This window comes from Nocardia sp. NPDC004151 (assembly GCF_042874235.1).
GTDB lineage: Bacteria > Actinomycetota > Actinomycetes > Mycobacteriales > Mycobacteriaceae > Nocardia.
The window spans coordinates 185269-208798 of sequence record NZ_JBIAMR010000009.1; the positions used below are offsets into that span (position 1 = coordinate 185269).

Here is a 23530-nt window from a genome sequence, read left to right on the forward strand (position 1 = left end):
CGCGCCGACCCTTGCCGGGTCGGCGCGGTCGTCGCGTCAGCCCACAGCGCGCGTCAAGCGGCCCAAGGCTTCCGGCCGGGACAGATCGGCCCCGAGGCGGTACGCGCGGTGGTATTCGTCCTCACCGAGACGCTCGGTGAGGACGGCGACGAGAGTGACCAGCTCGGGTTCTCCGTGATCGAAGACGCCGCGGATGACCTCGCTGAGACCGAGGGCCGTGGCGGCCGCCGCGGGATCGTCCTCCAGGAGATGAAGTTTCGCGACGAGTTCCGCGGCCTGAGCCTGCGCTTGCGTGGTGAGAGCGGAATCGCCGTGGACGAACGAGCCGTCGACCACCTGCGGGAGGAGAGCACGGGCGGACTCGACGTCCGCTCCCGAGAGGTGATTCCGCAGCCGCGCGACCGCTATCTGGTTGGCTGCCATGGATTCCGGGTAGGGCAGGTGGCGAATCCGCTGTTCGAGCTGATCCAGATCATGACCAGATCCATCGAGATCACCTGTGCGGCGATGCAATTCGGCACTGATGAACAGGATCACCGCGCTCAGCCGAGCCAGGCCCTGGTCGGCCGCGAGTCGTTGCGCGGCTTCGATATCGCGGGCCGCCTCGGCGAGTTCGCCTCCGCGCATTCGTTCCTCCGCGAGGGCGGTGCGAGCGGCGGCGATATCGTCCTCGGTCCCGAGTTCGGACGCCAGGGTGACCGCGCGGGCGTAGTCGGCGAGGGCGCGATCATGCTCGCCCGCCACCGCGTGGGCGCGTCCGTCCGCGAGCAAGGCCATGCCCAGGCCCCAGCGATCACCGACGATCTCGAAGCCCCGCAATGCTTCTCGCCGGGCCTCGACTCCTTCCGAGAGCCGTCCCTCCCCGGTCAGCGCGATGTCGCGGGCGAACTGGGCGCTGGCCCGCACCCACGGATCGGGCCAGGTCATGGCCTGCTTCAGCTGTCGTTCGGCGAGCTTCTCATCCTCGGCGCGGGCGGCCAGCAATGCGGTCCACAGCGGCACGGCGGGATGGAATTCCAGCCCACCGGCTGCCACGCATTCCTCGATCAGGGTCGACAGCGAGCTTCCGGCGGGTGGGGCTCCGGCCATCAGGGCGATGACCCGGAACGCGGCGCGCGCCGATTCCGGCAGCTGGTCCGCGAGGCTCAGGATTCCGGCCAGCGAGCTCTCGAACTGGGTGCTCATCCCCCGGATCCCCCAGTACCAGAACATGGCCCGCGCCAGCCGCGACGCGATCTCCGGCGACGCCGGTTCCCCCAGCGCGGTGCGCAGCGCGGCGGCCAGGTTGGCGTGTTCGGCGTCGAAAAGAGCGATGGCGGTGAGCTGTTCGGTGCCACGCAGGTGGGGTTCGGCCTGTTCGGCGAGGGTCAGGTAGTAGTCGGTGAACGGCTCCGTGAGATGGTCGGGTGAGGACGCGAGCCGCTCGGCGGCGTAGGCGCGGATGGTCTCCAGCATGCGGTAGCGCGGCGGATCGTCGGAGCTGACGGTGACGAGGGACTTCTCGACCAGGGCGTCCAGGAGGTAGAGCAGGTCGTCGCCCGGGAGTTCCTCGTCACCGCAGATGATCTCGACGGCTTCCGCGGTCGCCCCGCCGGGGAACGCGGAAAGCCTTCGGGCGAGGACTCTTTCGGGTTCTTCGAGGAGGTCCCAGCTCCATTCGACCAGGGCGAGCAGGGTGCGCTGCCGGGGCAGGGCGGTGCGGCTGCCGGAGGTGAGCAGCCGGAAGCGATCGCCGAGCCGCCGGGCCACCTGGTCGACGTTCATGGCGCGCAGTTTCGCCGCGGCCAGTTCCAGGGCCAGCGGGAGGCCGCCGAGTCGGCGGCAGATCTCCACCACCGGTGCGACGGTGTCGTCGTCGAGCGCGAAGCCGGGACGGATGGCGGCGGCGCGTTCGACGAAGAGCCGCACCGACGAGGAGCGTTGGGCCGCAGCGGAATCCGCCGTCCGGTCAGGAACGTCGAGCGGCCCCAAGTGGCACAGCGTCTCGCCGGTGAGGGCGAGGGGTTCGCGGCTGGTGGCGAGCACCCGCAGTTGCGGCAGCCGGTCCAGCAGTGTCTCGGCGAGCCCGGCGGCGGCCGCGACGACGTGCTCGCAGTTGTCGAGCACCAGCACGGCAGGTCCGACGTCGAGGAGTTCGATCAGCCGGCCGGCTTTGTCGGGACGTTCGGCGGCGTCACTGTCGAGAGCGCCCGCGACGGCGTCGGCGAGCTGGTCGGGTGCGCCCAGTTCGGCCAGCGGGACGAAGAACACCGCGCCGTTGCCGGGCCGGTCCATGGCCTCGAGCGCGAGGCGGGTCTTGCCCGCGCCGCCGGGTCCCACAATGGTGACCAGTCGCGAATCCGCCAGCAGCCCGGTCACTTCCGCGATCTCGGGTTCGCGGCCGACGAATCCGGTGAGGCGGACCGGGAGCTTCCGGGTCGCGGCTTCCCGTCGCGGGGGCGGGCTTTCGAGTTCGCCGCGCAGCAGGGCCAGGTGGGTTTCGCGCAGGATCGCCGACGGATCGATGCCCAGTTCCTCGTCCAGCCGGGCCCGCGTCTCCTCGTAGGCCGCCAGCGCGTCGGACTGCCGTCCGGCCGCGGCCAGGGCCCGCATACGCAGGGCGGCGAGCCGTTCGCCGAGCGGATTGTCGGAGGCCGCGACCTCGAGGTCGGTGAGCACCTCGGCGTGGCGGCCCAATCGCAGTTCGGCCTCGAAGCGGTCCTCGAGGGCGGCGGCCCGCAGATCGTCGAGCCGGGTCGCGGCGGGCTGGGCGTAGGGGGCGTCGAGAACATCGCCGAGAGCGGGCCCGCGCCACAGCTCGAGGGCCTCGCCCAGCAGGCGGGCGGACGGTTCGGCGCGGCCCGCGGCCAGTTCCTGCCGTCCGCGCCGCACCAGATCCTCGAACCGGTCGGCGTCCACGCTCACCCCGGGCAGCCGGTAGCCGCCGGGCCCGAATTCGACGGTGCCCACGTCGCGCAGGGCCTTGCGCAGCCGCGACACCAGCGCCTGCAGCGCGCCCGACGCCTCAGCGGGCGGCTCCTCACCCCAGAGTCCGTCGACGAGCGCGGCGACGGACACATCGCGCCCCGACTCCAGCGCCAATCGCGCCACCAGCATTCGCACCCGGACGCCGGGGATCTCGACCCGGGTCCCGTCCTCCGCATGGACCCGAACCGGTCCGAGCACACTCACCTGCACCCGGCGAGTCTTCCAGACACACCGGCCGGGTACCCGTCTCCGATCGCGGCGGGGCACAGCCGATTACCCCGGAGGTAATCGACTCCGGGCGCCGCGCCGGGCACAGTCGATCCCATGACCGACATCTCCGCCGACCCGATCGGCCCCCAGTTGTTCGCCACCATGCCGTTCACCGAGGGCCTCGGCGTGCAGGTTCTCGACTGCGGCCCGCAACTCGTGCGCAGCCGGCTGGCCTGGCGCGAGAACCTGTGCACGCTGGGTGGTTCCATGCACGGCGGCGCGTTGATGGCGCTGGCCGACGCCACCGCGGCGGTGTGCGCGTACCTGAATCTTCCGGCGGGCAAGCAGGGTACGACCACCGTGGAGTCGAAGACGAACTTCGTGCGCGCCCTGCGGTCCGGTCACGCCACCGCCACCGCCACGCCGCTGCACGCCGGTCGGAGCTTCATTGTCGTGGAGACCGAGATCCGCGATGACGCGGGCGCTCTCGTCGCCAAGGTGACCCAGACCCAGGCGGTGCTCTAATCCGGGTTTCGACGCGATGCCCCCAAAGTTGCGGTCGTTCCATACGGAACGACCGGAACTACTGTTCGTCCCGTCGAAAGGGACCCTCAGTGAACCGATTCATCGCCGCAGCCTCCACCAGCGCACTTCTCGCCCTCGGCCCGCTGGCCGCCACCGCCTCCGCGGTGCCCGAGCCCGCCGCTACCCCCGTTGCCGACAGCGGCTCCGCCTCGGGCTCGGGCACCTTGGCCGGCCTCGGTCTCCAGATGCTGTTGTGCCGGCTCGAGGGCGGCACCATGACCAGTTCCGCCGCCGAAACCGCTCCCCCGTCCCACTGCACCGTCCTCTGATCGTCCGAGCGGATGCCGACCACCCTCGATCCGGCCGGGTGGCCCGGATCGGGTCGGGGCGTTATGATCGCCTCGATGACTACTCATTTCCATCAAGGATTGGGGGTTTCGTTCGCTTCTGGTGAGTGCTGATGCACCCATCCACCGCGAACGGGACAACTTCCCGACATTCATTCTGGCTGCGCGTGCGGGAGTTCGCCGTGCCGCCCTCCATGATCGAGACCGCTACCGCTCGGCGACGCGCCGGGGATTGGGCTGGGGCTTGTGCCGCAGCGGGTTTCGATGTGGATCTCGATCTGCGAACCGTAGCCCGCGTGCACGGGCGAGGACTCGCCACTCGTGTTCGAGACGATCTGCGAAGTCTGGCACCGGACCTGCTGCGCTGGCATCTGCCGCGGGTCGCTCCTGACGGATTGCTGCGGCCCGGGCTGACGATATCGCTGGCCCGATACGGCGGCGACGAGTACGGAAACGGTTACGGCGGAGCCGGTTCGGTTCATCTGGTGGTGCGGACCGCGCCCGCGTGGGCGGATGCCGGGCAACGGGTGAGCCTCGCGCTGTGGGACGGATCCGGCGACCGGGGCGGCGGCACGCTGCATCCGCATCCCCGGCCGGACCGGCGTTATCGGCTGGATCTTCATCGTCACCTGTGGGACTCGCGACGCAGCGACGAGCTGCGAATACGTTCCGGGGCAGTGCGACTCGACAGCCCGGAGGACATCGAGACCCAGCTCTCGGGTACGGCCCCGCCCGGTTGCGCCGTGGACCGGTGGGCCGATGAGGCCGGGATTCTGCTGCGCTCCGAAAGGAGCGCGGGCGGCCGGGTTCTCGTACGGGCCGGGGTGCGGCGGCGGATCGTCCTCGAATTGCCTTCGCACGCAGGTGATCCACCCGACGTGCGAATCGCCGAGCGATATCCGCGCGGCGAGATGTCCGGGCTACCTGTGCTGCCCGATGCCGCGACCTGGGCGCTGCCCGATCTGGAGCTGATGCGCGCGGGTGCGATCACGGCCGATCGGCTGCATCCCCTGGTCGCCTCAGCCCTGGAACCGGGCCATTCGAGGTCCGAAACCTCCGGTGGCGCAGCTCAGGACGGCCGGACACTGGTGGTGGAGTGCCGCGGCGAGCGGCATCGGGTGGCACTCGTGGACGGGGTGCTGACCGCCCTGGATCACGATCCCGCCGAGATCCGGCGAGAAGAGCTGCTGGTCGCCCTGACCGGAACTCCCCTGCCCTGTCTCCAGGCGATCGACCGGGCCCACCGGCGACCGGACTGGCTGTCCGATGTCCGGGAACGGTTGATGCACGGCGACACGGCCGGTGCGCTGACCGTGGTCGAGCGCGCTCTGGGTCCCGACGCGTTGTTGCGCGAGGGCGCGCTGCGCGACGAGCTGGAAGCGGCAGCGCGGCAGCGGATCACCTACGGCCTGTTCCGATCCGGTCTGTCCAAGCCGTTCCCTTGCCTGCCCCGGCCGAAGCACCGAGCCCATCCGCGAAACGCGACCTCCCGCTGATCCAGCGACCGTCGCGCCACTTCCCATTCCTCTGAACTCCCAAAGGTGATTCACACATGTCCATTGCAGCCCACTCCGACTCCCAACTCACCATCGCGGGCGACCTGTTGACCCTGCTGGGCGATGTCGCCACAGAGCCCCGGCCCAATCTCCAGCTCGAAGCCCTCACCCTGGCCGTGGCCGCCGACCTGCCGGTCCTCCTGTGGGGCGAGCCGGGCATCGGCAAAACCGCCGCCCTGACCCAACTCTCGAACACCCTCGACCTCCCCCTGACCACGGTGATCGCCAGCGTGCACGAACCGTCGGACTTCTCCGGCCTGCCGATCATCGGCGACGATCCCGCCACCCAGGGTGTCCCCATGGCCCCGCCGGAGTGGGCCGTCCGCCTGGTGCGCGAGGGACGCGGCCTGCTGTTCCTGGACGAGCTGTCCACCGCGCCGCCCGCCGTCCAGGCCGCCCTGCTCCGCCTGGTGCTGGAACGCCGGATCGGCACGCTGCGGCTGCCGCCGGGCGTCCGTATCGTGGCCGCCGCAAACCCGCGTTCCTCGGCGGCCGACGGCTGGGAGTTGAGCCCGCCGCTGGCCAACCGATTCGTCCACCTGAACTGGGTGCACGACCACGAGGTGGTGGTGCGCGGGCTCGGCGGCACCTGGCCGTACGCGACGCTGCCCACGCTCGATCCCGAAAAGTTCCCGGAGGCAGTCGATTTCGCCCGTCGCGCGGTGTGCGGCCTGCTCGCGGGCCGCCCGAAGCTCGTGCACCAGCTGCCCGGCAGCGAGGCTCGCCGTGGCGGCGCGTGGCCGTCCCCGCGCAGCTGGGAGATGACGGTGCGGCTCATCGCCTTCGCCACCGCCGCGGGCGCGAGTCGCGACGTACTGTCTCTGCTGGTCCGCGGCTCGGTCGGTGATGGCCCCGGTTTCGAGCTGCTCACCAGCATCGACCGCATGGATCTCCCCGACCCCGAACTGCTGCTCGCCGATCCCGACGCCGCCGACCTGCCGACCCGTGGCGATCTGCGTCAGGCTGCTCTCGACGCCGTGGTGGCGGCCGTGCGCAGCCGCCGCACCAAGGCACGATGGGACGCCGCCTGGGTGCTGCTGGCGAAGGCCGCCGAAACCGGCGCACCCGACCTGGTGGTCGTCCCCGCCACCACCCTCGCGAGTGTGCGTCACGAAACCTGGGACGTCCCCGCCTCGATCGAACGCCTCACCGGCATGGTCTCGGTCTCCCAGGGCGCGGACCGCGCGGCCGCCCGCATCACCGCGCAGGTGGGCCGATGACCCCGATCTTGGACTCCGAGAAGCTCTTCGCCGCCCGCCTGCTGGCCGTCCGCGCTCGCCCGTACCTCGCCACGGCCCTCTACGCCCTGAACATCGTCGAATCCCGCCGCGTCCCCACCATGGCCGTCGACCGCTACTGGCGCTGCTACGTCTCCCCCGCCTTCGTCGACCACACCGCTGTCGAGAACCTGGCTTCGATTCTCGTGCACGAGGTTTCCCATCTGCTCCGCGACCACCACGGTCGCAGCGATCGATTCGCGCAGGCCCACAACCTGTCCGGCCCCGCCGAACGCCTCCGCATGAACATCGCCGCCGACGCCGAGATCAACGACGACGCGTTCGGCGACGGCCTGATCCAGCCCGAGGACGCGGTCACTCCCGCCACCCTCGGCCTCTCCTCGGGCGAGCTCATGGAGGACTACCTCCACCAATTCCGGCTCACCGTCACCACCCAGCACCTGGCCTGGCTCGACTGCGGCAGCGGCGCCGACGGCCTCGACCGGGAGTGGGATCTGGGCCCCGACGGCGCCGACGCCCTCACCGAACAACAACGCGACGCCGTCAAATTCCGTGTCGCCCAAGGCATCGTCGGCCGGCCCGGCGACGCCCCCGAAGGCTGGCGCCGCTGGGCCGACCGCGCCCTCCACCCACCCCAACCCTGGCGAGACCTCCTCGGCGCGGCCCTCCGCTCCGCCGCCTCCACCCCCGGCCTCGGTGAAACCCACACCTACTCGCGGCCTTCCCGCCGGGCCACCGCCCTCCCCCGAACCATTCTCCCGACCCTGCGCCGAACCCCACCTCACGTCACCGTCATCATCGACACATCGGCTTCGGTGAGCGACACCGAACTGGGCAGCGCCCTCCTCGAAACCACCGCCATAGCCCGAACCCTCGGCGGCCGCAAAGACCTCCTCACCGTCATCTCCTGCGATGCCGCCGCCCACATCGCGGGCCCCTTCTGCCAGTCCGAGAGCATCCCCCTGATCGGCGGCGGAGGCACCGACCTCTGCACAGGTTTCGCCAAAGCCGCACGCGCCCAACCCCGCCCGGACGTCCTGGTGGTCCTCACCGACGGCCAAACCCCCTGGCCCGCGCACCGCCCGTCCGCCCGAACCGTGGTCGGCCTCTTCCGCCGACCCATCACCTGGACCGACGACGACACGGGTTACATCCCCGACCAGCCCCCATCCTGGGCCCGCGTCGTCGAAATCGGCTGACATTCGCGGCAACCGCCCGGTCGAACAACACTGCCGGGCAATCGGATTCAGTCCTCGCAGCAGTCGCAATCACCGTCCGCGGCTCGGGCACCCGCTCCGAGCGCGGTCGGCGACGGGCAGCAGGTGTCACCGTGCCACGCGTTGACGCCTTCCCGCACCGCGATGCCAGCGATGACGAGAGCGGCGATCGGGTCGGCCCACGACCAGCCGAACACACTGTTGACCACCAGTCCGACCAGCAGCACCGCGGACAGATAGGTACAGAGCAGCGTCTGCTTCGAATCGGCGACCGCGGAGGCCGACCCGAGTTCCCGCCCGGCCCGGCGCTGCGCCCACGACAACACCGGCATCACGGCCAGACTCACCGCCGCCAGCGCGATGCCGATCGGTGAATGCCGAGCCTCCCCGGCACCGACCAGCCCGCGCACCGAGTCGACCGTGACGTACGCGGCCAGCGCGAAGAATGAGAACGCGATGATCCGCAAGGCGGTCCGCTCCCGCCGCTCCGGATCCCGGCCCGCGAACTGCCAGGCGACCGCCGCGGCCGAGGACACTTCGATCACCGAGTCCAGCCCGAACCCGATCAGCGCCGTCGACGACGCCCGCGTGCCCTCACTCAGCGCGATGAGCGCCTCGACCACGTTGTAACCGATGGTCGCGGCCACGAACCAGCGAATCCGGCTCGCCAGCACCGCCCGCCGCTCCGGCGATGGCCCCACCACCACAGCCGACGGCAGCGACGGCATCCCCAGCGACGCCGACATCAGCAGCACCCTTCGGCCTCGGCCGCCGCACAACACGCGGGGTCGACCGCCAGCACCAGCCCGGTCAGATCATCGAGCGCACGCCCGATCCGCGCATCCGCCAGCTCATACCGCGACCGCCGCCCCTCCGGCACCGCGGCGACGAGTCCGCAACCCCGCAGGCACGCAAGATGATTCGACAGAATCTGACGCGACACCCCGATCCGCTCCGCGAGCTCGGACGGGTAACTCGGCTCCCGGCGCAAGCTCAACAGAATCTGGGTCCGTGTCGGATCCGACAAGGCGTGCCCGAACCGGGCAAGCGCATCACGGTGCAGCAGAGTGTCCACCCTCTGACAGTACATCAGAATCTGTATTCAGAAAATAATGAACCATCTTGCTCGGGATGCGGCCCAGGTCCAGACCGCGTTCGGGAACTGTGGTCAGGACACACGACCTACGGAGTCGAGGCGTCGTCGTGCCGTGATCCCGAGCGCGGTGAACACGCTGAGCAGCGCCACCGCCGCGATCGCCCACCACGAGTGCCTGAACCCGTTCAGCGCGTCGTTCCCCGAGGCGGTGAGCGTGCCGAGCAAGGCGACCAGCATCGCGACGCCGAGGACATAGCCGAGCTGTCGGCTGGTGTTCACGATGCCGCTGCCGGTCGAGACCTGGGCGGGCGGCAGATCCACCGTGGCGGACGCCAGCAGGCTGGGCAACGAGAACCCGACGCCCACACCGATGATCACCCAACCGGGCAGCACCTGGGCCGGGTAGTCGACCTCGGTCCGGGCGCTCAGCGCCAAGGCCACCGCACCCGCACAGACCAATGAATTACCCAGAGCCACCAGGTAACCGGCCGACCATCCGCGCTCGGCCAGGCGCTGCCCCACCGCGGCGAACACCGGCACCATCAGCGGGCCGGGGGCCACCGCCAGACCGGTGGCCAGGGCACTGTAACCCGCGCCGCCCTCGAGTCGTAGCACGACGCTGGGCAGCACCGCGCCAAAGGCGGTGCAGAACAGCAGGGCGGTCACATTGGCCCAGAGGAAGGTTCGAACCTTCATCAAGTTCGGATCGACGATGGGCGACGCATGGGTGAGCACTCGGGCGATCGCCAGCGCCGCCGCAACCGCCGCCGCCGCGAAGGCGACGAGCGTCGAACTCCCCGACCAACCCCACTCCTGCCCCTTCACCAGCGCCAGCGCCAGCGCGCCGAGACCGATCGCCAGGATCAGCGCTCCGAACAGGTCCGGAATCCGGGTCACCGTCACGTCTTCGGTCTCCGGCAGCAGTGCGACGGCCCCGATCAGCGCGATCACGCCCACCGGCACGTTGACCAGGAACACCCACTGCCACGACAGCTTCACCAGCGCACCGCCGACGACCGGCCCGACCGCGGCGGCCAGGGAGGTCGAGGTGGCCCAGATCTTCACCGCGCCCGCCCGGCGTTCGGCCGGGAGCGCCGTGAGCAGCAGGCCCAGGCTGGCCGGGGTCAGCAGGGCCGCGCCGGCCGCCTGTAGCACCCGGAATCCGACCAGCCACCACAGCGTCGGGCCGACAGCGCACGCCACGCTCGCGAGCGTGAAAACCGTGAGCCCGACCAGGAATCCGCGTTTGCGGCCGAAGCGGTCGGCCAGCCGGCCGGCCGGAATGAGCAGAGCGGCGTACACGATAGTGTACGCGTTGAGGACCCAGCTCAGATTCGACAGCGTCGAGCCCGGATAGCCCTCGCCGATCGCCTTGAAGGCGACGTTGACGATGAAAGTGTCGAGCATCGCCATGAACGCCGCCGAGCACAGCACCAACAGGATGAGATTCGAACGGTCGCGTGCCTGGGGCTGCGCCTCCGGAGCAGCAGACACAACCTGACTTGTTTCAACCATAGTTAGCCACCGTAGGCGCTGACTATGGCGAGATCAAGCCAGAGTGGCCGAATCATGTCCGCCGCACCGAATTAGCTGCGGCGCTATAGCTTTCGATCAGGAGGCGCTACGCCGGCTGGCCTATCACCCGTCGGCGGGCACCAGGAAGTGCTCGACGACACGGCGGATCTTGCCCTCGACGGACTGGTCACCGAGGCGCATGGAAGTGTTCGCTGTCCGCAGCACGGCGTCTGTCTGAAATGCGGCGAGATCGGTATCCAGCCGTGCGATTTCGCCTCGTTCGACGGCGCACGCCAATTCCGCGGACAGCACGTCCACCCATTCCTGCTGATACTGCGCGAGCTTGTCGCGCAACACACCGGGCCGACTGTCGTACACCGCGAGATTCGCCGCCTGGAAACAGCCACCCTCGAACAAGGGCTGTTCGGCATAGGCGATCCAGCGTTCGATCAATTCGCGAAAGCGTTCCACGCCAGGCGATTTCGCATTCGCCGGGCGAATCACGAAGTCGATGAACATGCGGCGGGCATGCTCGATGGTGGCCAGCTGCAGAGCTTCCTTGGTCCGGAAGAGGGTCTGAATGCCGGCCTTGCTGAGCCCCACCTCGGTGGCGAGCCGCCCGAAGCTCAGCGCCTCGAGATTGTCCAGCGATGCCATATCCACGGCGTGAGCGAGTACGGCCTGCCTGGTCCGAGCGCCGCGCAGGAGTCGCTTGTCGGTGATCTCACCGACGGCATCCGATGCCGTGGCACCCACGGCCGGCGTCACCGAACTAGGCATACATCCGATCGTACGTTACTCACCCGCCCCTCCGGAGCGGTCCCGCTCCCAGACCTAGGACGCGGCCTCCACCCGGAACGCCAGTTCACGCACCATGATCGTCGACAGGATCGCCTGACCTGACGTCGAGAAGTGAATCTTGTCCTCACTCAACAGATTCGGGCGATCGTTGAGGGGATGGTCCTCGGAATCGGCCAGCACCGCGTCGAACTCGGCGGCCAGCTTCCGGGTGATGTCGTTGAGCCGGGTGCGCCGCTCGGTCCAATCCGGGAAGACCGGGATCACGAATGCCCGTCCCAGGGTGAACACCGCGAGCTGAGCGCCGGTGCCCGCGGCGAACCGATACATCTCACGCAGTCCCGCCTCGATCCGCTCCCAGTCGGGACTGCGGCGCACGATGTCGTTCGCCCCGCTGTTCACATGCAGCAGGTCGGGCTCGAAGTCCAGGATCCGTCGGCCCTGCTCCTCGAGCGCCTGCGCGGTCGTGGCCCCGATGCGGGCCGTATTGAGGTAGGCCAGATCCGGATTCACCATCCGGAGCACGCGTTCGACCCGCGCGGGCCATCCCAGGTTCGCATAACCGGGCGTCGGATCACCCGCACCGACCGACAGGCTGTCTCCGAGCACGGCATAGCGGCGCCACGGAGCGCCGAAGAGCAAAGCGGCGAGGTCGGTCGGCGCGAGAACGTGAGGGTCGGTTTCCTCGGCGAGAGGCTGCACAATCATCGTCATGGAAGTAAGCATACGGTCGACCGTCTACATTCTCAACGGATATGGAGACGCCACATACGCATACGAATACATACAGTTCAAAGCCAGATTGCACCCAACCTGTGCCGAATGGGGAGCCGACGGCCTCGCCGACTTCTCCTGAGCGACACGCGCGGCGCGATGCCGTGAAATCACATCTCGTGTCGCCACCGACCCGCCCTGCAGACCGGGTGCGTTCACGACTCCCCGAGCCCCTGGTGAGGGACACATAAGCCGGAACCTGGGACACCGAACCGGCCCCACGGAGTAGCGTGCGGTCCATGAGCGCATGCGAGGTTTGCGGTAATGATTACGCCATGCCGATCGTCGTCGAAGCTCAGGGAGTGCGGCACACCTTCGACTGCTTCGAATGTGCGATCCACCGCATGGCACCCATCTGCGAGCACTGCAACGTCAAGATCATCGGTCACGGCGTGGAATCGGAGGGCAGGTTCTTCTGCTGCGTGCACTGCGCCGTGTCCGAGGGTGCCATAGGCCTGGTCGACCACATCTGAAACCCAGCGAACCAGCGGCCGAACGCCCTTGCGGCGCTTCGGCATTCCGGACTGCGCACCGCGGCCGTGGTGGGGCGGGCGGGGCTCGAACCCGCGACCAATGGATTATGAGATCAATCGCTGTCGGCTCTGTGCGGACCAGCGAAGTACCTGCACGTCATGGAGCATTTTTCCATATTCGACACGCATCTTGACTCTGCTCGACCCCGACGAGGGGCTCTGCTGCACGCCAGGGAACCTCGCTGTGCCTCAATCTTCCTGCGCCGGAACGTCCACCGAAGACCATCCAACGGCGTGGAGCCACGACTAGGTGTATTGACCGGAGACGTTGATCGAGTGCCTCACTCAGCTTGGCCATTCACGGGTCTTGCTGTCGCTGGGGGGATGCCGATCTCGTCAATGCCATGGCCGCTGCAGGCAATCTTGGTTGCACTGGCGTGCTCGATGCGGGACACGAGGAACCACCGCATATCGCTGCGTAGCCTGCACCACCCGATCAGGTACCAATGGCCGTTCGTGGAGCCGAACATCACCGGTTCTACGTCGCGGGTGGTCTTGCTGCCGTCACCCGAGGTGTAGCGGATACGCACCACCCGTTGCTCGGCCATCGCTTCCTCCAGTGCTGACTTGATCGCGCGCGGAGCAGGAGGCGCGTTCACCCAGACGCGACTGGCCAGCTCATCGGCCTTCGCCCGGGTCCGTGGATCGAGTACGTCCATGATCTTCCGAACGCCGGCCAAGGCGAGATCGGCGTAGGGGGCATCGGGTGCAGCAGAGACTGCCGCGAGTAGTGCCACTGCCTGCACGGGGGTCAGGCTGACCGGTGGCAGGGTGCCTCGGGCGACTAGCCCGTAGCCGCCGCCGGGGCCCGGACGCGACCAGATCGGCGCGCCACTGTTCTCGAGTGCGGTGAGGTCTCTCTTGACCGTTCGCACGGACACGCCGAACTCTTTTGCCAGTCGCTCAGCAGTGCATCCACGCGGTCCGCTGCGTCGCAGCATCTCGGACAGGGCGTGGAGTCGCTCCGCCCTCTTCATCTCCCACCCCGGCGAAAAATCATGCCAAAAATGGTGACATACCCTTGTCCGCGAGGCTCGAGAGCATCGTGGTGTGACGAACAACGCGAGCAGCCCGACCATGATCCTGATCGCTGGCCATTGGCTGGGAGCTTGGGCATGGGACCAGGTGCTGGAACACCTGACCGCTGACGGCTGGCGAACCATCCCGATGACGCTTCCCGGCCTCGATGAGCGGGACCCCGAGCGGGCGTCCAGGACGCTCGATGACCAGGCGACGGCGATCGAGCAGACTATGACCCAGGCCTCGGCTTCCGAGGCCCAGCCGGTAGTCATCGTGGCGCACAGCGGAGCCAACGCGCCGGTAAGCCTTGTGCTCGATCAGCATCCTGAACTTGTCCGCCGAGTGGTGTGGGTCGATAGCGGGCCCGTCGCGTCCGGCAGTATCTTCGCCCCGGATGCGCCCGAGGATCTGGATGAGTTTCCCCTGCCGCCCTTCGACGCGCTCGGGGAGCAGGCCAGCCTCGAGGGCCTGAGCACTGAGGCTCTCGAGCGCTTTCGAGCCAGGGCCGTTCCAGAACCCGGTCCCGTGCTACGCCAGCAAGTGAAGCTCACCAACGATGCGCGTCTGGCGGTCCCGACCACTCTGGTGTGCTGCTCGATCCCGAGCGCGCAGGTAATGGAGCTGGCCAACTCGGGTCATCCCATGTTCGCCGAGGTGTCAAACCTCGACCATGTTGACCTCATCGACCTCCCGACCGGGCATTGGCCCATGTGGAGCCGCCCCGGCGACCTCGCCCACATCCTCGCCGCAGCAGCGACTTCCCCAGCTAACTGAACCGCAGACAGACCTGAAGAGGGCCAGCCGAAGCGGCTGGCCCTCTTCAATTCCCGAAAGATCTCATGACACACCCCCATGCCGCGCTCACCCCAAGACATCGCCTCGAGGTTGCCCGTCTCGCCGTAGAGGAGGGGTGGGCGATCAGCGAGGTCGCTGCCCGTTTCCAGGTGTCCTGGCCGACCGTGAAGCGCTGGGTCGATCGCTACCTCGCCGGTGAGCCGATGCACGATCGCTCCTCGCGACCGAGAACATCGCCGAACAAGACGGGCAAGGCCGTGACGAAGGGATGTGTGAGCCTGCGGATGCGGCTGCGCGAAGGCCCGGTTCAACTCGCGAGCAGGCTTGGCGTCGCCCCGTCGACGGCTCATCGCATCCTGTGCTCGGCGCGTCTGAATCGGCTGTCCTATATAGACAGGGCGACCGGTGAGCCAATTCGCCGGTATGAGCACGACCACCCGGGATCGCTCGTCCACGTGGACGTGAAGAAGCTCGGGAATATCCCCGACGGCGGTGGCCGGCGCTACGTCGGCCGCCCCCAAGGCGACCACGACCGCGCAGCCACCCCAGGCAAGCCGAAGAACAAATGGCGCAACCCGAAGCTCGGGTACGCCTTCGTGCACACAGTTCTCGATGATCACTCCCGGGTGACATACACCGAGGTCCACGATGATGAGACAGCCTTCACCGCAGTCGCCGTTCCGCGCCGTGCCCAATCGCCGATCGGCCGGTCAGCGAAGCATGCGTTCGGCACCGCCGGTGAGAAAGGACACCAGGTCCTCATAGAAGTCGATGAGCTCCACATCGCTCATCTTCGGGGTGCTGGACCACAGATCCACGCGGCTGAGCGACTGCAGAAAACTCATCACCGCGATCGGCCAGCGCTGCGCGATCCGGTCGTCGGGCGTATCGGGCAGCGCGCGGCCGAGCTGGGCTCGCAGCCGCTGGGCAAGCTCGTCCTGCGGGGTGTCGGCGATCGCCGGCCGGGTGTAGTCGCGGGACACGTGCACGACGATCTTGGTCCATCGGATACCCCGAACCCGATGTGCGAGTAGCAATTCCAGGTACGGGTCGGTCAGCGCCCGCACGACCGCCTCGAGGTCGGGCGCGGGGCCGGCCTCGAGGCGATCGATCCGCTGCGAAATCGACTCCACCACTGCGGAACCCAGGTCCAGCAGCACCGCGGACAGCAGGTCTTCCTTGGTGCCGAAGTGGTAGTTCACCGCAGCAGCACCCTGTCCGGCGGCGGCATTGATCGCGCGGACCGACACGGCGTCGACGCCGTAGTCGGCGAAGAGCTTTTCCGCGGTGCGGATCAGGTGCGCCCGGGTGGCATCACCCTGCCGGTTCGGCAGCACGCGATTCATGCCGGCCAGGCTACCCGCCCCGATCGGACGGGCCTGCTCAGAAATGGCGGTCGAGCCATTCGACGATTGTCGCGGTCGTGGTGTCCGGATCCTCCAGCTGCGTCCAGTGGCCGGTGTCGATGATCCGGCGCTCGAACGTCTCGAAGTACTGCAGCAGGTTGTTACTGAGCATCGGGTGGCAGATCGGGTCGCGGCGTGCCGCGATCATCAGCGCGGGCACGTCCACCTGCGGCACGCCGTCCGGGAAACGCTCGGTATGCACTTCCCAGTTCCGGAGGATGCTCCGGTACCAGTTCAGGCCGCCGCGGAAACCGCTGCGCGCGTACGCATTCGCGTAGTATTGCAGCTCCTCCGGGCTCATGACGACCTCGCCCGGCCACGTCGACTCGTCATCGTGCAGCCAGTGGATGTACGACATCGACTCCGGATCGTGCTGTCCCGAGCGCGACAGGTTGGTACCGTTGCCGGTGTCGCGGCGCATGAAGAACCGGAACGTGGCCGCGGGGTCCTTGTCGAGCAGATCCTCGCACTCCTGTGTCTGGAAGTACGCCACGTAGTTTCGCGGTCCGTACACCTGCTCGTAGAGCTCGATCGGATTGTGCTCCGAGAACCCGAACGGGGTGTTCAGCGTGATCACGCCGGCGACCGAATCGGGCCGCAGGTACGGCATCGACCACGACACCATGCCGCCGAAGTCGTGACCGACCACGACGGCCTTCTCATAACCGGCGTCCTCGATCAGCGCCGCCACGTCCGCCGTGGTTTCGGCGATGCTGTACTTGCGGGGATCCTCCGGCCCGGTCGACTGACCGTACCCACGCATATCGGGTGCCAGGACGTGGAATCCGGCGTCCGCGATGGGCTGCAGCTGGTGCCGCCACGAGGCCGCCAGCTCCGGAAAGCCATGGCAGAGAACGACGCACACGTCGCGGGTGATCTTCTCCGGCACCACCTCGAAGACCGCGAGGCGGGCACCGTCGGTGTCGACGAACCGCGGTTCCGGGAGGAATACGTCAGACATTTGCAATCGCCTTTGCAGATTCGAGGCCACGTGGGGCGACCTACGATTTCGACGGTTCATTTCAGCTTCTTGATCATTCGATCGAGAAGTGACGGCAGGAAGCGACCGTCCCGCTCAACGGATGAACTTCGACTCGAGGCCCGGAACGGATGTCCTGTGCGGCTTATGGTGCTGGCATGAGTGCAGCCGTCGATGGGCCGGATCTGATCGCCGCGCTGGGCGACGAGATCCCTGAGGATCGCTTCGTCACCGACCCCGACATCGTCGACCGATACCAGCACGACGAGGCAGCGTGGGCGCCCTACCACGATGCTCTCGCGGTGCTGCGCGCTCGATCGGCGGCCGAGGTCCAGGCGCTGGTGCGGTACTGCCGGCTGCACGGCATCCCCGTCGTACCGCGCGGTGCGGGAACCGGGCTCTCGGGCGGCGCCAACGCCGTGCCGGGATGCGTGATCGTATCGCTGGAGCAGATGACGGCGGTCAAGCGGATCGACCGGCTCGAGCGGATCGCGGTCGTCGAGCCGGGCGTCGTCAACGATGACCTGCGGGCGGAGTGCGCCACCGAGGGGCTCTGGTATCCGCCGGATCCGGCCAGTTCGCCGTGGTCGACCATCGGCGGCAACGTCGCGACCAACGCCGGCGGCATCTGCTGCGTCAAATACGGCGTCACCCGCGACTATGTCCTCGGCGTCGAGGTCGTCACCGGTACCGGCGAGCTGGTTCGGTTGGGTCGGCAGACCGCGAAAGGCGTTGCCGGATATGACCTCGCCGGGCTGATGGTCGGATCCGAGGGCACGCTCGGCATCATCACGGAGATCACCGTGAAGCTGCGTCCGCTACAGCAACAGCAGCGGACGATCGCCGGCTACTTCGACTCCCTGGTCGACGCCGGAAAGGCCATCCGGGCCGTAGCCGACGCGGGATTGACACCGTCCGCGCTGGAGCTCGTCGACAAGAGGTGCCTGCAGGCCGTCGATGACTGGAAGCACATGGGCATCTCGGCCGAGGCGAACGTGGTGCTGCTCGGCCGCATCGACACCCCCGGCGCCGTCGGTGACGACGAGGCCGAACGGATGGTGCGGTCCTTCACCGACGGCGGTGCGACGTGGGCGGCGGCGTCCACCGATCAGACCGAGGCCGACGCGTTGTTCGCAGCGCGCCGCCTCGCCTACCCGGCGATGGAGCGCCTCGGCCCGGTGCTGACCGAGGACATCTGCGTACCGAAAAAGCATGTGCCGGACATGCTGGCGAGGATCGAACAGATCGGCGACGCGCATGACGTGGTCATCGCGAACATAGCGCATGCCGGCGACGGCAACCTGCACCCGCTGCTGATCGTCCCGCCCGACGACGACGCGCAGCGCATCCGAGCGCAGGCTGCGTTCGACGACATCATCACGGCGGGGCTGGAATTCGGCGGCACGGTCACCGGCGAGCACGGCGTTGGGCTGTTGAAGATGTCCGGCCTGCGGCAGGAGCTGTCCCCCGCGGTCCTCGACATGCACCGCGCGGTCAAGACCGCGCTGGACCCCGACGGGATTCTCAACCCCGGCAAAGTCTTCCGGTAAGTACGCCGGCCCAGTCTCGTCAGTGGCCGGCTCACCATCCCGAGCACGTTCTCAGCCGAGGAAGATGGTCCCCATCATGTCGAGGCCCCAAATCGATTCGATGGTGGTGATCAGAGAACCTGCGATGGCGGTCATACCGGTCTGCATCCCTGCGGGCGCTGCGCTGCCGTTCCGCCCCCGCGGACCGGTGTTCCGGATTCGCTGACCCCCAACCCTTCTCGAAGCGGCTCCGGGCCTCAGAAGGTGAACTGATCGCCGTAGGCGGTGGTCTGTACAACCCCCCGCACGGTACTCACCGTGGCCGTAACGAAGGGGACGGCCGACACCGGCGAGGCGCATTGGGCGACATTCAACGCGGCGCTGTCGAAAGAGATGCGGTACGGGAACACTGTGGTGTCGTCCAGGGCCGACGTCGCCGTTGTCGCGACGGTGACCTGGCCGGGCCCCAACGTGGCCGTCAAGACCTCTAGCAGGCCCAGTACTCCACCGACACTGGGTCCGAGGTCGATGCTGGGTGGACTGGCACTGGTCGGGGTGGTGGTGGTTGGGGTGGTGGTGGTTGGGGTGGTGGTGGTTGGGGTCGTCGTGGTCGTCGTGGTCGTCGTGGTCGTCGTGGTTGTCGGGGTCGTCGTGGTTGTCGGGGTCGTCGGGGTGGTTGGGGCAGCGGCTGGGCTGGTAGTGGTTATGGCGAAGCCGACCGGGCGGGTACTGGGTGTGATGGCGCTGGGGGTGATGACGGAGGCGATGGACGTAGTCGGCACGGGAGTGGCCGCCGTCGCAATCGGCGCGCTGACAGGGCTCGCAGGGCTCACTGTCGGGGCAAGGGCGCCGACCAAGCCTTGATTGGGCTCGATTCCGACGGTGAAGCCGCCGGCCACACTGATTCCGCAGCCGAGGATGAACCCTGCGACGGCCTGACCGGACGTGATCGGGTCACCCTCCACATTGACCGAGTAATCGCCGGACATCTGCGCGGCATGCGCGAACGTCAAGAGGAAATTCGGAGTCCGGTTACCAGGCAGATTCACCCCGACGCTGTCGACGGATGCCGTCAGATGAACTCCCGAACCGGTTACCTCCGAGCCGGGCGGCTGGGCTCGGCCCAGGTTGGTACCCCAGACCCACACGCCCAGGGTTGCCACGGCCGTGCCCGCCGCGGCGACGATTAGTAGACGCCGCAAACCTGGATCCTTTCTCGAAGATGTGCGCTAGCGCTTCTTCCAGAGTCCGATATCACAGGAACAGCCGCTGTTGGCTGGCAATAGAGCCTATCGGACATATCAGGCTGAGGAGCAATGCGGCGATAAGGCGTGTCGACCAGGGAACTCCTGCCGACGAGCCGATACCCGCCGTGTTCTGCCACTCGTCCGTGTCACCGAACGCTCTCAAAGCAAAGCCGTCCATCAACTTGGACATGCCTTCGGAGGGCGCACAGGTCGCCGCCAGGTTGGGCAGCTGAATCGAATCGAGGAGACCGCCGAAGTAAGTCGGCAGTTGCGGATTCGCCACGGCACCTACAGAACTGCCCATCGCACTGCGGTAGCTGTTCGCGAGCTCCCAGGAATCGCGCATTGGATCATCGGGAAGTGTACTGCTCGAGCCTCTGCAGGTTTGTGCGTAGCGCACCCGATCCGATAGGCCGAGAGTGGACAGCTCGGCGGCGAGATGCGGGTGAAACCGGATCGGGCAGCTGTTGCGGCTTCCCGTGCCGTCATCGGTCCAGACGTTGTCGATACCAACATCTTTCGTGGATCACCGATGCTCCGGTCGCGCGTTTGGGATTCTGTGGCCGCGCACCGTGACGAGTGGAAGACGCAAGTTGTAGTCCCCGAGGTCGCTGTGGTCGAGACGGTGAACATGATGCGGGTCGAGTGGGAGAAGACCCTCGCGGCTGTCGAGATACTTCACGTCGGGGAATTCGGACTCAGCGGGCTTCAACAGGAGATGGCCGAGAGGATCCGCGCGTACAGCGACGCATGCGAGCAGTCCGGTGCGCGATCGTCTCAGCGAGCTGGGTGTGTTGGTTGTTCCGCCGCTCGATGTATCCGCCGATATGGTCGCGGGTGATGTCGGGTGCTTCGATCGGAAGTGACTCGGAGAGAAGGTAATCGGCGAAGTAGCCGATGTGGACCAGGTATGTCGTCCAGCGAAGCGCTCCCCCTCATGGTGCGATGGCACGCCCGTAATCTATTCGCGGAAGAGCGCTGTTCTAGATTGAAATCTCTCCAGAAACGACAAAAACCCCTGGTCAGAGGGGTTTGTGGGGCGGGCGGGGCTCGAACCCGCGACCAATGGATTATGAGTCCACGGCTCTAACCGACTGAGCTACCGCCCCAGACCGCCGCAGATCACCGCGGGCTCCGCGAGATGCTACCGCTTCGGTGGGGGCGATGCCCAGTCGGACCTATCGGGCGGCGGTGGGGCCGTCGGCGATCTTGTTGAGTTCGAGCTGGTAGTAGAGGATGCCGAGGCCGAAGACGAAGTTGAGCAGGAAGCCGAGGAGGGGGTTGCAGGTGGGTTCGAGGCCTGCGGCTTCCTGGGACTGGCCGATGCGGGTGCCGGTGCGCCAGAAGCTGATCAGGGCGGCGATGCCGGTCCAGGAGAGCAGAATCATGACCAGCAGGGGGCCGGCGACGGGGGCTTCGGGGTCTCGGCGGAGTTCGGCCATCTCCTTGTGGATCTTGTAGTACCAGACCAGGAAGTAGATGCCGAGGGTCAACAGCGGCCAGACCAGCCACACCAGCACGGGGTTGCGGGGTTTGATCGGCGTGGCGAGGGCTGTGGTCATGGGGTGAATCCTTTTGTTGTCGTGCGATTTTCGTGTCCCGGCGGGAGCCGGCTGCCGAAACGTATCCACAGGATCGTGACCTGATCGTGAAGCGTTAATCTGAGGCGACCACCAACGGCAGGGAGGCACAGGATGTCGAGTCTGTTCGGGAACGTGCTGAAGGCGCATCAGTGGATCTACGAGAACAGCCACGGGGCGATCGGGCACAAGTTGTTGTTCGGGAATCCGACACTGCTGCTGCGGACTGTGGGACGGAAGACCGGTCAGGAGCGCACGAATGCGCTGACCTACGCCAAGGACGGCAAGAACTATCTGGTGACGGCTTCCAACGGCGGGTCGCCCCGGCCGCCGGGCTGGCTGGCGAATGTGAAGGCCCGGCCGGAATGTGTGATCCAGATCGGGACCCAGCGGATTCCGGTCACGGCCACCGCCATCTATCCGAACAATCCGGACTACGCGCGCCGGTTCCAGCTGGCCGACAAGGTGAACAAGGGCCGCTATACGCAGTATCAGACCATGACATCGCGGCCGATCGCGGTGGTGGTGCTCACACCGCGCTGAAACGCGGATCAGGTAGACCGACCCGCTAAGGGTCGGCTACCCTGCTGGGCAGAGGGGAGTACTTCCCACGAACCATTCCGGTCAGTACGGGCCGCGCCGTCGCGTCCCCCGGGTGGTTGCCCACGGTGTCCGCGGGTGAAGGAGACCTCGGCTGGTTTGCCATGTCCGAGGAGGTCCCATGAGTGCTACCCCCACTCTCCTAGCCGCTACCCCCGTCATCGACAGCATCGGAACCCCCTGGTTGTGGGGTGGAACGATCGCCGCGGTGCTGGCGCTGCTGATTCTCGATTTCACGCTCACCCGCCGCCCGCACGAGGTGTCCATGCGGGAGGCCATCGGCTGGACGGCCTTCTACATCGCCCTGCCGGTCGCCTTCGGCATGTTCCTGTGGTTCAACAACGGCGGCACCCCCGCGGTGGAGTTCTTCACCGGCTATCTGCTGGAGAAGTCGCTGTCGGTGGACAACCTGTTCATCTTCATGCTGCTGCTGTCGGCGTTCGCGGTCCCGGCGGCGCTGGCGCAGCGGGTGCTGCTGTACGGCATCGCGGGCGCGCTGGTGTTGCGCGGCATCTTCATCGCCCTGGGCGCGGCCGCCCTGGCCACCCTGGACTGGGCGTTCCTGCTGTTCGGCCTGATCCTGCTGGTCACCGCGCTGAAGCTGCTGGCCGACGCGGCCGGCGGACACGAGCAGGAACTGGACGTCGCCAACATGAGGTCGGTGCAGCTGCTGCGCCGCATCTGGCCGGTCACCGACGACTACCGCGGCACCAAGATGACGGTGAAGGAAGCCGACCCGGACCGGCCCGGCCGGTTCCGCCGCGTCCTGACCCCGCTCGCCCTGGTCGTGGCCGCCGTCATGGCCACCGACATCGTCTTCGCCGTCGACTCGGTCCCCGCGGTGTACGGCGTCACCGGCGACCCGTTCCTGGTCTTCGCCACCAATGCCTTCGCGCTACTCGGCTTGCGCGCACTGTATTTCGTCCTGCACGCCGCCCTGTCCCGCCTGGTGCACCTGGCCTACGGTCTGGCCGCCATCCTCGCCTTCATCGGCGTGAAGCTGGTCCTGCACTGGGCCCACGGCATCTGGAGCGGCGTTCCGACCATCCCCACCGCCGCCTCGCTGGTGGTGATCGTGGTGGTGCTGACGACGGTCACCCTCACCAGCATCTACGCCACTCGCGAGGAGAACGAACCCGTAGCCAACCCGCGGTGAGCCAACGCGGCGTCACCCGATGCCGCCGAACCGGTTCCCGCGTCCACCGCTCGATCCAGTCGATCGGGCGGTGGACGCGTGGCTAACCGCCGCCGCCACCGCACCCGCCGCCACCACCGCCGCAACCCCCTCCGCCGCCACCACCACCGCAACCTCCACCACCGCCGCAACCTCCGCCACCGCAGCCGCTGCCACCGCCGCACCCGCTGTGCCCGCCGCCGCAGCCACTGCCGCTACCGGGGTCCCCGCCGGCGCCGCAGTTGATCACACCGCCGCTGCTGTTGACCGAACCACCGCTGTAGGCCGCGCCACCGGGCCAACCTCCCCCGGCCCGCCATCTCTCCCTCCGGCGCTTGGTCTCGAGATCGGACCGAATGCCCTCTATGAGTCCGTAACTCAGCGCGCTGACGAACCCGATGCACAGGATGACGGAAATTATCGT

Annotated in this window: 22 protein-coding genes, 1 tRNA gene and 1 pseudogene; 11 read left to right on the forward strand and 13 right to left on the reverse strand. The window is 67.7% G+C overall.

All coding sequences use genetic code 11. From position 1 onward, the window contains the following. Positions 1 to 36 precede the first annotated feature (36 nt). Positions 37 to 3177, reverse strand: coding sequence for a BTAD domain-containing putative transcriptional regulator (locus ACFYTS_RS21685; RefSeq protein ID WP_387306690.1), 3141 nt, complete (start codon positions 3175 to 3177; stop codon positions 37 to 39). 114 nt (positions 3178 to 3291) lie between these two features. On the opposite strand from ACFYTS_RS21685, the gene ACFYTS_RS21690 reads away from it, so the two are divergent. From ACFYTS_RS21690 to ACFYTS_RS21710, 5 genes are all read left to right on the forward strand, one after another. Continuing rightward, positions 3292 to 3702, forward strand: coding sequence for a PaaI family thioesterase (locus ACFYTS_RS21690; RefSeq protein WP_357278417.1), 411 nt, complete (start codon positions 3292 to 3294; stop codon positions 3700 to 3702). An 89-nt stretch (positions 3703 to 3791) separates the two neighbouring features. Further along, positions 3792 to 4031 carry a hypothetical protein gene (locus ACFYTS_RS21695; RefSeq protein ID WP_357278420.1) on the forward strand — a complete coding sequence of 80 codons (240 nt, stop codon included), beginning with the start codon at positions 3792 to 3794 and terminating at the stop codon, positions 4029 to 4031. Between the two features lie 125 nt (positions 4032 to 4156). Then, on the forward strand, positions 4157 to 5545 hold the full coding sequence (locus ACFYTS_RS21700; RefSeq protein ID WP_387306692.1) for a hypothetical protein: 1389 nt from the start codon (positions 4157 to 4159) through the stop codon (positions 5543 to 5545). Positions 5546 to 5601: 56 nt separating this feature from the next. Next, positions 5602 to 6825 (forward strand): AAA family ATPase, encoded by a 1224-nt coding sequence (locus ACFYTS_RS21705; RefSeq protein ID WP_387306694.1) that lies wholly within the window; start codon positions 5602 to 5604, stop codon positions 6823 to 6825. Continuing rightward, the gene (locus ACFYTS_RS21710) at positions 6822 to 8042 is read left to right on the forward strand and encodes a VWA-like domain-containing protein (protein WP_387306696.1); all 1221 of its coding nucleotides are present in this window, start codon (positions 6822 to 6824) and stop codon (positions 8040 to 8042) included. The genes ACFYTS_RS21705 and ACFYTS_RS21710 overlap by 4 nt, the downstream gene beginning before the upstream one ends. 47 nt (positions 8043 to 8089) lie before the next feature. Here ACFYTS_RS21710 and ACFYTS_RS21715 read toward each other — a convergent pair whose 3' ends face one another. The 5 genes from ACFYTS_RS21715 to ACFYTS_RS21735 form a co-directional block, all read right to left on the reverse strand. Then, positions 8090 to 8806: a cation transporter gene (locus ACFYTS_RS21715; RefSeq protein ID WP_357278429.1), complete on the reverse strand. Its 717-nt coding sequence runs from the start codon at positions 8804 to 8806 to the stop codon at positions 8090 to 8092. Beyond that, positions 8806 to 9135 carry an ArsR/SmtB family transcription factor gene (locus ACFYTS_RS21720; RefSeq protein WP_387306699.1) on the reverse strand — a complete coding sequence of 110 codons (330 nt, stop codon included), beginning with the start codon at positions 9133 to 9135 and terminating at the stop codon, positions 8806 to 8808. Before ACFYTS_RS21720 ends, ACFYTS_RS21715 begins: the two co-directional genes overlap by 1 nt. 93 nt (positions 9136 to 9228) lie before the next feature. After that, positions 9229 to 10671, reverse strand: a complete 1443-nt coding sequence (locus ACFYTS_RS21725; RefSeq protein ID WP_387306701.1) for an MFS transporter — start codon at positions 10669 to 10671, stop codon at positions 9229 to 9231. Positions 10672 to 10794: 123 nt separating this feature from the next. Further along, positions 10795 to 11451: a TetR/AcrR family transcriptional regulator gene (locus tag ACFYTS_RS21730; protein WP_387306703.1), complete on the reverse strand. Its 657-nt coding sequence runs from the start codon at positions 11449 to 11451 to the stop codon at positions 10795 to 10797. A gap of 54 nt (positions 11452 to 11505) precedes the next feature. Beyond that, a complete protein-coding gene (locus ACFYTS_RS21735; RefSeq protein ID WP_387306705.1) occupies positions 11506 to 12183 on the reverse strand; it encodes an SGNH/GDSL hydrolase family protein in 678 nt (225 codons plus the stop codon). Positions 12184 to 12482: 299 nt separating this feature from the next. Between ACFYTS_RS21735 and ACFYTS_RS21740 the strand changes: the two genes are divergently transcribed. After that, positions 12483 to 12716: a hypothetical protein gene (locus ACFYTS_RS21740; RefSeq protein ID WP_357278441.1), complete on the forward strand. Its 234-nt coding sequence runs from the start codon at positions 12483 to 12485 to the stop codon at positions 12714 to 12716. Between the two features lie 341 nt (positions 12717 to 13057). Here ACFYTS_RS21740 and ACFYTS_RS21745 read toward each other — a convergent pair whose 3' ends face one another. Next, on the reverse strand, positions 13058 to 13753 hold the full coding sequence (locus ACFYTS_RS21745; RefSeq protein WP_387306707.1) for a helix-turn-helix transcriptional regulator: 696 nt from the start codon (positions 13751 to 13753) through the stop codon (positions 13058 to 13060). Positions 13754 to 13853: 100 nt separating this feature from the next. On the opposite strand from ACFYTS_RS21745, the gene ACFYTS_RS21750 reads away from it, so the two are divergent. Both ACFYTS_RS21750 and ACFYTS_RS21755 read left to right on the forward strand, forming a co-directional pair. Next, positions 13854 to 14570, forward strand: coding sequence for an alpha/beta fold hydrolase (locus tag ACFYTS_RS21750; protein ID WP_387306896.1), 717 nt, complete (start codon positions 13854 to 13856; stop codon positions 14568 to 14570). A 65-nt stretch (positions 14571 to 14635) separates the two neighbouring features. Beyond that, positions 14636 to 15283: pseudogene (locus ACFYTS_RS21755) on the forward strand (helix-turn-helix domain-containing protein); the annotation flags it as partial. Between the two features lie 18 nt (positions 15284 to 15301). Here the strand turns inward: ACFYTS_RS21755 and ACFYTS_RS21760 are convergent. Then, positions 15302 to 15937, reverse strand: coding sequence for a TetR/AcrR family transcriptional regulator (locus tag ACFYTS_RS21760; protein WP_387306708.1), 636 nt, complete (start codon positions 15935 to 15937; stop codon positions 15302 to 15304). 37 nt (positions 15938 to 15974) lie between these two features. Then, on the reverse strand, positions 15975 to 16958 hold the full coding sequence (locus tag ACFYTS_RS21765; RefSeq protein ID WP_357278448.1) for an alpha/beta hydrolase: 984 nt from the start codon (positions 16956 to 16958) through the stop codon (positions 15975 to 15977). A 176-nt stretch (positions 16959 to 17134) separates the two neighbouring features. Between ACFYTS_RS21765 and ACFYTS_RS21770 the strand changes: the two genes are divergently transcribed. Beyond that, positions 17135 to 18526 carry an FAD-binding oxidoreductase gene (locus ACFYTS_RS21770; RefSeq protein WP_387306711.1) on the forward strand — a complete coding sequence of 464 codons (1392 nt, stop codon included), beginning with the start codon at positions 17135 to 17137 and terminating at the stop codon, positions 18524 to 18526. A gap of 236 nt (positions 18527 to 18762) precedes the next feature. Here ACFYTS_RS21770 and ACFYTS_RS21775 read toward each other — a convergent pair whose 3' ends face one another. The 4 genes from ACFYTS_RS21775 to ACFYTS_RS21790 form a co-directional block, all read right to left on the reverse strand. Further along, positions 18763 to 19494, reverse strand: a complete 732-nt coding sequence (locus tag ACFYTS_RS21775; protein ID WP_387306898.1) for an MspA family porin — start codon at positions 19492 to 19494, stop codon at positions 18763 to 18765. Positions 19495 to 19759: 265 nt separating this feature from the next. Beyond that, on the reverse strand, positions 19760 to 20098 hold the full coding sequence (locus ACFYTS_RS21780; RefSeq protein ID WP_387306713.1) for a hypothetical protein: 339 nt from the start codon (positions 20096 to 20098) through the stop codon (positions 19760 to 19762). 689 nt (positions 20099 to 20787) lie between these two features. Further along, positions 20788 to 20861 (reverse strand) — tRNA-Ile (locus tag ACFYTS_RS21785). Positions 20862 to 20930: 69 nt separating this feature from the next. Continuing rightward, a complete protein-coding gene (locus ACFYTS_RS21790) occupies positions 20931 to 21314 on the reverse strand; it encodes a DUF4234 domain-containing protein (RefSeq protein WP_357278454.1) in 384 nt (127 codons plus the stop codon). Between the two features lie 132 nt (positions 21315 to 21446). On the opposite strand from ACFYTS_RS21790, the gene ACFYTS_RS21795 reads away from it, so the two are divergent. Together ACFYTS_RS21795 and ACFYTS_RS21800 are read left to right on the forward strand one after the other, a co-directional pair. Continuing rightward, complete coding sequence (locus tag ACFYTS_RS21795; protein WP_357278456.1) at positions 21447 to 21875, forward strand: nitroreductase/quinone reductase family protein; 429 nt, start codon at positions 21447 to 21449, stop codon at positions 21873 to 21875. A gap of 178 nt (positions 21876 to 22053) precedes the next feature. Further along, complete coding sequence (locus ACFYTS_RS21800) at positions 22054 to 23088, forward strand: TerC/Alx family metal homeostasis membrane protein (protein ID WP_387306715.1); 1035 nt, start codon at positions 22054 to 22056, stop codon at positions 23086 to 23088. Positions 23089 to 23530: the final 442 nt, after the last annotated feature.

What these genes read in the sequence shown, in the direction of transcription:
- ACFYTS_RS21690 (WP_357278417.1), top strand. Translation starts at nt 3,292, where the DNA reads ATGACCGACATCTCCGCCGACCCGATCGGCCCCCAGTTGTTCGCCACC.
- ACFYTS_RS21705 (WP_387306694.1), top strand. Translation starts at nt 5,602, where the DNA reads ATGTCCATTGCAGCCCACTCCGACTCCCAACTCACCATCGCGGGCGAC.
- ACFYTS_RS21710 (WP_387306696.1), top strand. Translation starts at nt 6,822, where the DNA reads ATGACCCCGATCTTGGACTCCGAGAAGCTCTTCGCCGCCCGCCTGCTG.
- ACFYTS_RS21715 (WP_357278429.1), bottom strand. Translation starts at nt 8,806, where the DNA reads ATGTCGGCGTCGCTGGGGATGCCGTCGCTGCCGTCGGCTGTGGTGGTG.
- ACFYTS_RS21725 (WP_387306701.1), bottom strand. Translation starts at nt 10,671, where the DNA reads ATGGTTGAAACAAGTCAGGTTGTGTCTGCTGCTCCGGAGGCGCAGCCC.
- ACFYTS_RS21730 (WP_387306703.1), bottom strand. Translation starts at nt 11,451, where the DNA reads ATGCCTAGTTCGGTGACGCCGGCCGTGGGTGCCACGGCATCGGATGCC.
- ACFYTS_RS21735 (WP_387306705.1), bottom strand. Translation starts at nt 12,183, where the DNA reads ATGACGATGATTGTGCAGCCTCTCGCCGAGGAAACCGACCCTCACGTT.
- ACFYTS_RS21740 (WP_357278441.1), top strand. Translation starts at nt 12,483, where the DNA reads ATGAGCGCATGCGAGGTTTGCGGTAATGATTACGCCATGCCGATCGTC.
- ACFYTS_RS21745 (WP_387306707.1), bottom strand. Translation starts at nt 13,753, where the DNA reads ATGAAGAGGGCGGAGCGACTCCACGCCCTGTCCGAGATGCTGCGACGC.
- ACFYTS_RS21750 (WP_387306896.1), top strand. Translation starts at nt 13,854, where the DNA reads ATGATCCTGATCGCTGGCCATTGGCTGGGAGCTTGGGCATGGGACCAG.
- ACFYTS_RS21760 (WP_387306708.1), bottom strand. Translation starts at nt 15,937, where the DNA reads ATGAATCGCGTGCTGCCGAACCGGCAGGGTGATGCCACCCGGGCGCAC.
- ACFYTS_RS21765 (WP_357278448.1), bottom strand. Translation starts at nt 16,958, where the DNA reads ATGTCTGACGTATTCCTCCCGGAACCGCGGTTCGTCGACACCGACGGT.
- ACFYTS_RS21770 (WP_387306711.1), top strand. Translation starts at nt 17,135, where the DNA reads ATGAGTGCAGCCGTCGATGGGCCGGATCTGATCGCCGCGCTGGGCGAC.
- ACFYTS_RS21775 (WP_387306898.1), bottom strand. Translation starts at nt 19,494, where the DNA reads ATGTCCGGCGATTACTCGGTCAATGTGGAGGGTGACCCGATCACGTCC.
- ACFYTS_RS21780 (WP_387306713.1), bottom strand. Translation starts at nt 20,098, where the DNA reads ATGCGCGATTCCTGGGAGCTCGCGAACAGCTACCGCAGTGCGATGGGC.
- ACFYTS_RS21790 (WP_357278454.1), bottom strand. Translation starts at nt 21,314, where the DNA reads ATGACCACAGCCCTCGCCACGCCGATCAAACCCCGCAACCCCGTGCTG.
- ACFYTS_RS21795 (WP_357278456.1), top strand. Translation starts at nt 21,447, where the DNA reads ATGTCGAGTCTGTTCGGGAACGTGCTGAAGGCGCATCAGTGGATCTAC.
- ACFYTS_RS21800 (WP_387306715.1), top strand. Translation starts at nt 22,054, where the DNA reads ATGAGTGCTACCCCCACTCTCCTAGCCGCTACCCCCGTCATCGACAGC.